The 2,410-nt window shown below is 64.1% G+C and carries 2 protein-coding genes; one reads left to right on the top strand and one right to left on the bottom strand.

Annotation, left to right across the window (positions count from 1 at the left end; all coding sequences use genetic code 11):
- The coding region (locus AC5DC2_RS04315) for an ATP-binding protein (RefSeq protein WP_491697594.1) at positions 1 to 1,097 on the bottom strand (1,097 nt) is incomplete at its 3' end.
- A 395-nt stretch (positions 1,098 to 1,492) separates the two neighbouring features.
- On the opposite strand from AC5DC2_RS04315, the gene tpiA reads away from it, so the two are divergent.
- Positions 1,493 to 2,263 carry a triose-phosphate isomerase gene (gene tpiA, locus AC5DC2_RS04310; protein WP_024707446.1) on the top strand — a complete coding sequence of 257 codons (771 nt, stop codon included), beginning with the start codon at positions 1,493 to 1,495 and terminating at the stop codon, positions 2,261 to 2,263.
- Positions 2,264 to 2,410 lie beyond the last annotated feature (147 nt).

The raw sequence follows: 2,410 nt of genomic DNA, 5'->3' as shown, positions 1-2,410 counted from the left end.
ATCATCACGTCGTCGGTGGTGATCTGCGCGCCGCGCTTGTTGCCGATCATCTCGGCGTAGTTTTTGAGCCCGCGCATCAGCGCCTGGCGCAGGCCCGCCTCGTGCGCGCCGCCCTCCGGCGTCGGCACGGTGTTGCAGTAGGAGTGGACGTCCGGGTCGCCGCCATACCAGGAGACGGCCCATTCGACAGCGCCGTGGCCGCCGGTCTTTTCCGTCTTGCCGGCGAAGATTTCACGCGTGACGGTAAAATCCTTGCCGATGGTTGCCGCCAGATAATCCTTCAGCCCGCCGGGGAAATGGAACACGGCCTTGTCCGGCACGTCCTCGTTGCCTTCCACCAGCGACGGGTCGCAGGACCAGCGGATTTCCACGCCGCCGAAGAGGTACGCCTTGGAGCGGGCCATGCGCATGACGCGGGCCGGATCGAATTTTGCGCGCGGTCCGAAGATTTCCGCATCCGGGTGAAAACGCACGCGGGTGCCGCGCCGGTTCTGGATCGGCCCGAGGTCCTGCAATTCCCCCTGCGCCACGCCGCGCGAGAAGGTGAGCCGGTAGAGACGGCGCTCGCGGGCGACTTCCACCTCCAGCATGTCGGACAGCGCGTTGACCACGGAAACGCCGACGCCGTGCAGGCCGCCGGAAGTCTCGTAGGCCTTGCCGTCGAACTTGCCGCCGGCATGAAGCTTGGTCATGATCACTTCGAGCGTCGACTTGCCCGGCGCCTGGGGATGGTTTTCCACCGGTATGCCCCGGCCATTATCCGTGACCGTCAGCACGCCTTCGGCGTCGAGATGCACCTCGATGAAATCCGCATGACCTGCAACGGCCTCGTCCATCGAGTTGTCGATGACTTCGGCGAAGAGATGGTGCAGCGCCTTGTCGTCGGTTCCGCCGATATACATGCCCGGCCGCATACGCACGGGCTCCAGCCCTTCCAGTACGCGGATCGAGGACGCGCCGTAGTCTCCGTCGGCCGCCTTGATGCCTGCGGCCGGCTTTCCGGCTGCCTTCAGGGCGGGGCGCGGCGCCGCCTCGTCATCGGCTGGCTTCTTGCTGTTGCCCGAAAGATCGGCGAAGAGGTCTTTGCTGTTATCCATAAGGTCCGGCAGAATGTTGAGGTTGGTTTGCATGCGCCTTATAGGCGAATCAGTGCTCTATTCTGGCAAAGAATGGGCCGTTAGGCGATGCTGTGCCAAATTGTCGCAGGTTGGCTGTGGATGAAGGCGCGGCGGCATGGCAAGAGGGCTGCGGCCAAGGGGCGGTTCGTGCGGGACGATTCGATTTAAGCGGGCGTCAAACCGATTAGGCGGCGTTCACAGCCGGGCGTTTTGCCGCCGTGTTCCAGCGGTTTGTTCTGGGACAAGACGGCGATGTTCAGGCCGGCGCATGAGGAGAGCCGGCATCGCGGCATTTGCGCCCCGGCTTCGAATAGGGGAAGAAGGGGCGATGAGCCTCGTTGGCTGACGCAAGACAGATTGGGAGAAAAAGACAGATGACATCCGAGATCCGACCGCTGGTCGCCGGGAACTGGAAGATGAACGGCACCCGGGCATCGCTTGACCAGATCAGGGCGATCGCCCACGGCGTCAGCGGTCCCCTGTCGCGGAAAGTGGATGCGCTGATCTGCCCGCCTTCGACGCTGCTCTATGTGGCAACCACGCTGACGGTGGACACCAGGCTCCTGATCGGCGCGCAGGATTGCCACCAGAAGGCGCGCACCGGCGCGCATACGGGCGACATCTCGGCGGAGATGATCCGCGACTGTTTCGCCACCCACGTCATTGTCGGCCATTCCGAGCGGCGCAAGGAGCACAGGGAAAACAACAAGGTCGTCTCGACCAAGGCACGGGCCGCCTATGATCAGGGACTGACGGCGATCGTCTGCATTGGCGAGACGCGGTCGGAGCACGCGGCCGGGCGCACCATGGACGTGCTGCACCGCCAGCTCTTCGAAAGCATGCCGGACGATGCCACGGGCGACAACACGATCATCGCCTATGAGCCCGTCTGGGCGATCGGCACGGGCCAGACGCCCGGTCCAGAGCAGGTGGCGGACGTGCACGCGGCCATGCGGCGCGATCTCATCGAACGCTTCGGCGAGGCGGGCGAGCGGTTCCGCCTGCTCTATGGCGGGTCGGTGAAGCCCGGCAATGCCAAGGAGCTGATGAGCGTGCCGCATGTGAACGGCGCCCTGATCGGCGGGGCAAGCCTGAAGGCCGCGGACTTCCTCTCGATCTACCATGCCTATGAGGATATTCTGTAAAACCGTTCTTTCAGCGCCGGTTTCGCCTATCCTTCCAACATGCTGGAATAAAAACAGAATAGTGGTTCTCGATCCGGATTTTCGGGAGATGTTCGCGCGCCTGGCGGCGCGGCGCGGCAGGGCGGCGGACGGGGTCCGGCATGGCTT

It is taken from the genome of Martelella sp., from assembly GCF_984369615.1.
This window is presented reverse-complemented; position numbering and strand designations above follow the sequence as displayed.

Bases quoted from the DNA above. Each gene is read 5' to 3' on its own strand.
- tpiA (WP_024707446.1), top strand. From the start codon at position 1,493: ATGACATCCGAGATCCGACCGCTGGTCGCCGGGAACTGGAAGATGAAC.